3 protein-coding genes and 1 pseudogene are annotated in these 7,192 nt (G+C 38.3%); all 4 read right to left on the reverse strand.

The window, feature by feature from the left end; all coding sequences use genetic code 11:
- Positions 1-14 precede the first annotated feature (14 nt).
- Entirely contained in the window at positions 15-2,090 is a 2,076-nt protein-coding gene (locus tag JCM10512_RS03790; RefSeq protein ID WP_044160529.1) for a RagB/SusD family nutrient uptake outer membrane protein, read from the reverse strand.
- A gap of 11 nt (positions 2,091-2,101) precedes the next feature.
- On the reverse strand, positions 2,102-5,203 hold the full coding sequence (locus JCM10512_RS03795) for a SusC/RagA family TonB-linked outer membrane protein (RefSeq protein ID WP_044160531.1): 3,102 nt from the start codon (positions 5,201-5,203) through the stop codon (positions 2,102-2,104).
- A gap of 22 nt (positions 5,204-5,225) precedes the next feature.
- Complete coding sequence (locus JCM10512_RS03800; protein ID WP_044160533.1) at positions 5,226-6,623, reverse strand: IPT/TIG domain-containing protein; 1,398 nt, start codon at positions 6,621-6,623, stop codon at positions 5,226-5,228.
- A gap of 57 nt (positions 6,624-6,680) precedes the next feature.
- Positions 6,681-7,192 (reverse strand): annotated as a pseudogene (locus JCM10512_RS03805) (family 43 glycosylhydrolase); the annotation flags it as partial.

Here is a 7,192-nt window from a genome sequence, read left to right on the forward strand (position 1 = left end):
TACGTATTATATAGTTATTCAGGGTCTGTCCAACCTGGATTTTGTGTCAATTCTTTATTCCGTTTTAACTCATCATGATGGATGGGCCAAAACCACATTTTAGTTGTAAATATAGATGGTAACGACGTTGCCTCAACTGGTGTATAGAAACTTGTTGTATTATTGCTCATAGAATATACATTGCATCCATATGTAGGAGCTGATTCTTCAGCTGGAGCATCACACCAACGTCTCAAGTCAAAGTAACGATGACCTTCCGCAAATAACTCAATTTGGCGTTCACGCTTCAATTTAATACGGAACTCTTTTGGATCATCATAGACCTCATAATCAGGTAGTCCTGCGCGAATACATATTGGTTGAATCGCCTTTTTTAATTCGTCCACATCTCGTTTTATCTGATAGACTTGACTACCGTCCCAGGAAGGTATCTCGTGCTGCCCTGTTAACTCATTCAGAGCTTCTGCATAAATCAATAATACTTCAGCGTAACGAATTTCAGTTGTTGCTTTCGCATGCATACGGCTTACATCATATGATTTCTCTGCATCACCGATATCATCCGGATGAACAAATTTCTTGATACCGATACCTGTGTTAAGCCAATAGGTACCAATCTGATATCCATCCGGACTATTGCGATAGTAGAAAAGTTGAACGTTTGTCTCTTCTTTCTTTCCACTATCTGCATTCAGAAAATTCCATACGCTACCATTATATGCTACAGAGGCATAAAAACGCGGTTCACGACTGGCATATTGTTTACTAACTTTTGCACCTGAGGGACCTAATTCCGGATAGTTGGCTAGTTCAGCGGTTGAAACCAAGTTGGTTGTATAAGGATTTGTATTAAATCGACTCGGCTCTGTATATCCTTTCCTACCTTGATACATGCTATTCATCCCGGGACAGTCGCTTCCATCTTTCATGTAATAAGCATCACATTGCTTTTGTGTCATTCCATGACAGTTATATCCACCTCCTTTTGAACGAGGTAGTTGATGAAGTACCATAATATTTATACCCTCGTTTGCTTGATTGGAACCACGAGTAAAGATCAGCTCTGGATTTTCATATGCGGTAACTGAACCATTAAACAAAGAACGATATGATTCGAATGGATCAATGTCAGCCCAGCCATTCGGCCATTGATTTGAATGAAAATCGCCTTTATCATTTGGCGGAGTGATAGTAGTAGGGTAGGCTATATCATTACTTTCTCTTTTATAGGCTACATATAAATTATACTTTCCTAATTCCATCACATCCCTGGCAGCAGCAGCGGCTTTGGCCCATTTGGATTCATCGTAAGTTGACGAAATCAAAGGATTGCCTTTCTTGTCTACCATTGCAGCAAGTACTTCAGCGGGAGTTTTACCATTAAATAACGGACTGGCTGTATACAACAAGACTCTAGAGCGTAGTGCCAAAGCTGCTCCGCGGGTTGGGCGGGTTATGTCTTGTACCCCTCGGGTCATTGGAAGTATAGTAGCAGCTTTAACCAATTCATTGGAGATATAATTAGCGCACTCATCATAACTGCTTCTCGGTTGAGCAATCTCATCATACTCTTTCGTATAATCAATTCCCTCATCAGGAACAATAGGTACAGGTCCAAATGTACGTACAAGAAGCCAATAGAAATAAGCTCTCAAGAAGTGGGCCTGTCCTTTCATATCGTTAGCCTCCTCTACTGTAAGTTCTTTATTAATATCAATATTATTAAGAAAGATAGACATCTGGCGAATTCCTCTGTAGCCAACTTGCCATATATACAAGCTGTTCTTATTCCATCCGTCTTCTGTATAACTACCAGACTTCCAGCTTGCATAACCGTAATCACCATAATACATGTCGTCAGCGTAATTAAAAGCGACATTCTTTTTGCTACAGATTTCTTGTAAATACTGGTTTCCTAAATAAATGTAACCCTGTGCTAACCATCTATTTGTATAGTCTTTATCTTGAAAAACATCTTCAATGGAAGTGCGTTCATCAAAGATGTAATCCGAATCCAGATAATCGGCACATCCGACAAACATGAAGCTCATTCCTAGCGCAAAACACAAAATTAGAATAACTTTTTTCATATTTTTATAGTTTATAGATTAACAGATACTCCCATAGAGAAAGTCCTACTCAATGGATATTTTTTCCCATCTGAACTACCTAATTCAGGATCCCAAAGTTTGAACTTAGAAAAAGTAAGTAAATTAGTTCCGACAAAGAAAATACGCACTTGATTAAAATGGATTTTATTTACTAAGGCTTTGGGCAATGAATAGCCAATGTCCAATGTTTTTAAACGTAAATAAGAGCCATCTCTTAACCAGTAGCTAGAGGTCTGTTCGTTATTTGGATTTTGGCCATATGTTAAACGTGGATATTCCGCATTAGGGTCTTCATTTTGGCCTAGTATCCAACGGTTACTGTTTGCCATTTCGGATAGCACATTACCCCATCCGTCGCCTCCGCTAAACATAAAAACAGTTGTTCCATTTATAAAGTAAGTCGATTTGCCTACTCCTTGAAAATGCATATTGACATCCAATCCTTTCCACTTAGCTGAAACTCCAAAACCATAAACGAGATTTGGTTTCGTTGTAGCCCCAATAGCTACTCTATCATTGCTATCAATCACGCCATCACCGTTAATATCTTTATATTTGATATCTCCGGGCATAAGCTGGTATACTTGATTATTATACTCACCTTTCGAATATTTAAACTCTTGCTTCGGGCTGTTTCTAATTTCGTCATAATCACTAAACAGACCTAAAGCAACATATCCTCTCGCCTGGTTTACACGGTGTCCTTGGTCTAATTTATATCCATAAATCGTGTTCTCTTCGTCTCTTTCTATAATCTCATTTTTGCTATAAGTAATATTTCCACGCAAGGTAAGATCCACTTTTCCAACTCTTTGTTTAAAAGAAAAGTTTCCATCAAATCCACGTGCTTTTACTTCACCTACATTCGCCTTAGGTGCAGTTGTTACACCTACTATATTAGGAATGTAGTTACGAGTCATATAAATGTCTGTTCGCTTTTCATGAAAATAATCAATCGCACCAGATAATTTATCACCAAAAAGAGAGAAATCAATACCTAAATCTTGCTTAGTTGCAATTTCCCAAGATACAGTCGGAGAAGCTATTGAGCTATAATACATACCTTCCCATTCTTTTTTTACTGAAGCCACATCTGCAAAATTATATGATCCGCCGGTTTCAATAGTATACAAATAAGGGAACCGAATATCTTTCCCTAGGTCATCATTACCTGCCTTACCATAAGAATAGCGTATCTTGAACATATCCAGCCATTTTCCCATATGTTTTTTGATTAAAGGTTCTTCTGATATGTTCCAAGCTCCAGAGATAGCCGGGAAAAAGCCAAAACGATTGTCTTTATGGAAATTTTCAGAACCTGTATATCCAAAGTTGAAGTCAATAAAATAACGATAATTCCAATTATAATTTACTCGTCCTGCCAGTCCTTGATTACGTCTTGCCATACCGTTCTTAAGATCCGTACCAATATTTTGGGTGAAAACCTTAGAAGATTGATTGTATTTCAAGACTCCTCCTACATGATGTTCTTTGAACCCACGATCATAATGCAATTCCCACTCAAAGAATTCTCTCCTATCACCTTCTGAACCTGAGTACTGCGACATTGGTACCTCCTCTTTTAATCGGGTGAAATTCAAATTACCGTCAACATCTCTATAGCGATCAGTCTTCCAAACTTCCGGACGTTTAAAACGTTTGATCCAATTTGAATTGTTCGTGTCATATCCAAATCGGCCAATAAACCGTAGCCCTTTTGTTATAAAATCCAGTTTTTGCTCGAGTGTAACATTGGTCTGGATATTGTTTTGCCAACTTTCATTAAACCCTGTCATTGTTGCTTGTGTCCAAGGATTTAAATTATCATCTTTCTCAGACCACGCAGGAATCCTTCCATCAGAATATGTCACAGGCATCATAATTGAATTGTAACCCATAAGAACCGTCCAAATAGCATCTGTGCCAACTCCCGGGTCATTTTGTTTGCGGAGCGAACCTGAGACACCAACTCGTAACAAGGTTGATTTTGTAATGTCAATATCCACATTCATGCGGTACGTCCATTTACGATAATTGGTATTCGTATTATAATCTTTCATCGCATTATCTACCTTATACATACCTTGTTGGTCCTGATAACTTCCCGATACAAAATATCGTGCAGTCTTTCCACCGCCGCTCATATTTAATGTTGCTCTTGAACTCCAAGCACCATCACGCATCATAACATCCATCCAATCTACATTCGGAAATAAATCCGGGTCTAACCCTAAACGAAATAACTCCAATTCTGAGGCAGAATATAAAGGTTCCTCGTTTCGTGTTATTTTTGCTTCGTTTGCCATAGAAGCGTATGTATACCCATCCACAAAATCAGGTACTTTCGTAAACGTATTGTAGAATCCCTCGACTTTTGCACTAATATTAATTTTACTTTCTTTTCCCCTCCTCGTATTAATCAAAACAACTCCATTGGCACCCTTACTACCATAAATAGCAGTAGCCGAAGCATCTTTCAATACGGTAAAAGACTCTATATCCTCAACATTAACTTCATCGATATCTCGTTCAAAGCCATCAACCAATACTAATGCTGCACTGCTTGCACCAAAAGTTGAAATACTACGAATCCAAAACTCAGACACGCTACCCGGGCGACCCGATGTTTGCATTGCCATAATACCGGGAACAACCCCTGCCAAACCATCAACTATAGATGTCGATGGTATAGCCTTCAGTGCATCCACATCCACATTTGTAATAGCTCCAGTCACAGCAATTTTTCTCTGCGCACCTGTTCCTGTTATCACCACCTCATCAATCACCGTAGAAGATGCCTCCTTCATTGTTATATTAATAACTCGCTGATCTTTTACTAGTACTTCCACCGTTTCATAACCGATATACGAATATACTAGCTTATTAAAAGGGGAGACCTTAATGGAGTATTTACCATTAATATCGGTGATAACACCTAGTCCAGGCATATTCTGTACAGAGATGTTTACTCCAATCATGGGTTCTTTGCTCGCATCGGTCACAACCCCTGTTACTATTATGTTTTCTTGCGCTAGTGCATTGCCAGAAACCCCGAATAGTAACATGCATATAAATAAAATATTTCTCATCATAAAATTATGTGTTTTTCATTTATTATTCTTCTCTAGCTATTTTGCGTATTACTTTATTATTGTTGTCACCTACATAAAAGCATTGTCTTTTTTCATCATATGCAAGTGCGATTGGACTATCAAATCGGGCTTCAGTACGCAGTTCACCATCAGCATATCCAGATGTTCCATTATTTCCCCTTCCAGCAAAAGTGCTAACTCTTCCCTGTGGCGTTAAAATACGGATTGCATGGTTGTCTTGATCACAAAAATAGAAATCATACTCATCTTCTTCTCCCATGTAATCTGGGTTCTTTACAAAAGCACCTTGAGCAGGTCTGCTCAATAAAGCTTTATCTCCAACTCCATCAGCATATCCACTGGTGTTGTCGGAGCCGCATACGATATATGGAGTAGTATAGGTTTTATTTACTTCGTCATAATCTGCTCGCGCAATGTATCGGCCTGCACCACTATAGTAATTCTGAATTAGATATGCATATTTCCCTGTTGGATGAACGACCATACGTATTGTCTCTTTGGTACGCAAATGTCTAAATGGACTTGTAAGTTCCTTTGTTTTAAAATCATATCGCCATACATCTTGATTATAATAGACTGCATAATATAATTCCCCCGTTATTGGATGAACCATAGCTCCTGTAACACTTTGAGCCTGTGTCAGCCCTGTGCTCGTTGTAAAACCAGATTCGCGTGAGAATAGCCAATTCCCTGTTTTATTGGCAGTTCCTATATCATCAGAGATTATCATATCTCCATTTGTGTCAGCGGTCCAGCTGATTATGGATGGTCTAGATAGTCCGGATGTTTTAAAATAGCTAACATATTCATTTGTAAAATCCACAAGTCGATTAGGAGGACAATCATGAGTCGTTATATACATTCGATCAAAATTTGATTTAGGATCAAACGAGAACCAAGTCATTTTCTTAAAACAACCACAATCATTAAATGGACCTTCTTTTTCTACTTCATCAGTTGGGACCTCATATCGTTTTCCTATAAGAGTTGTCACTAACCACTTCTTCTCATATTCAAAAGTCCCTTCAGCTTCAGCATACGCTATTTCCTCTCCTTGATTATCATAAATACTAACATGAATATCTCCATCATAAGCTCTTGAGGGAACAATACAATACAAACTATTATTTTTCACCGTAACAATAGTTGCACTCTTTCCTCCAATAGTTACTTTAATATTCGATGGATTGTTTCCGAAATTATCTCCATACAAAATTAGATTACTACCAAATCCTCCTTTTTTAGGTAAAAAGTCTTTGATAAGTACAGGTTTGCCAGGGTCAAACACATTTTCCGCTTCATCATTGTCTTTACAACCCGCAAAGCAAAAAATGATTAATACCAACACGACACTATATAGATAGCCGTGCTCACTTTTCCAATAATTACTTTTTTTCATATATTAAATTTTAATTAGTTAAAGAAATGCTCTTATTCTTTTTCATAGCATTTCATATTAATTCCTATCATTAAACACGGGTATTAAATCTGAATTTGATGGTATACAGTTCTTGATGTATGGCCATGCGTCATCTGTCCATTGTACACGATCCAGCCATTCCCAGGCGGCCTCCGACTTCATTGCCTGTTTTTAGATAACTATGATAGATCATCCAATCCGTACCTTTATCATCCTGGATAATAGTCGAGTTATGCCCGGGGCCTATCCATTTCTGCATATTGCCTTCCAGAACTAATTCCCAACTATTATCAAGCATTCCCTTTCCTTTCTTGTCAACGTAAGGGCCAAGTAGATCGGTAGAACGTCCCACTACGACTTTATAACTGCTGTTAACGCCGTTGCAGCAACTGCCAATGGAGGCGAACAAATAGTAGTAACCATTCTTCTTATAAATATTGGTACCCTCGAAAGCGTTACCACAGATTTTCTTCTTCAAGATAGGGAGTCCACTCTCATTTCGTTTGACGCTCAGTCCGTCATCAGTAAGTTCCGTCACATAGATCCCT

This window comes from Bacteroides reticulotermitis JCM 10512, assembly GCF_000517545.1.
Taxonomy (GTDB): Bacteria; Bacteroidota; Bacteroidia; order Bacteroidales; family Bacteroidaceae; genus Bacteroides; species Bacteroides reticulotermitis.

Coding starts and splice junctions, on each gene's coding strand:
- JCM10512_RS03790 (WP_044160529.1), bottom strand. CDS start 2,090: ATGAAAAAAGTTATTCTAATTTTGTGTTTTGCGCTAGGAATGAGCTTC.
- JCM10512_RS03795 (WP_044160531.1), bottom strand. CDS start 5,203: ATGATGAGAAATATTTTATTTATATGCATGTTACTATTCGGGGTTTCT.
- JCM10512_RS03800 (WP_044160533.1), bottom strand. CDS start 6,623: ATGAAAAAAAGTAATTATTGGAAAAGTGAGCACGGCTATCTATATAGT.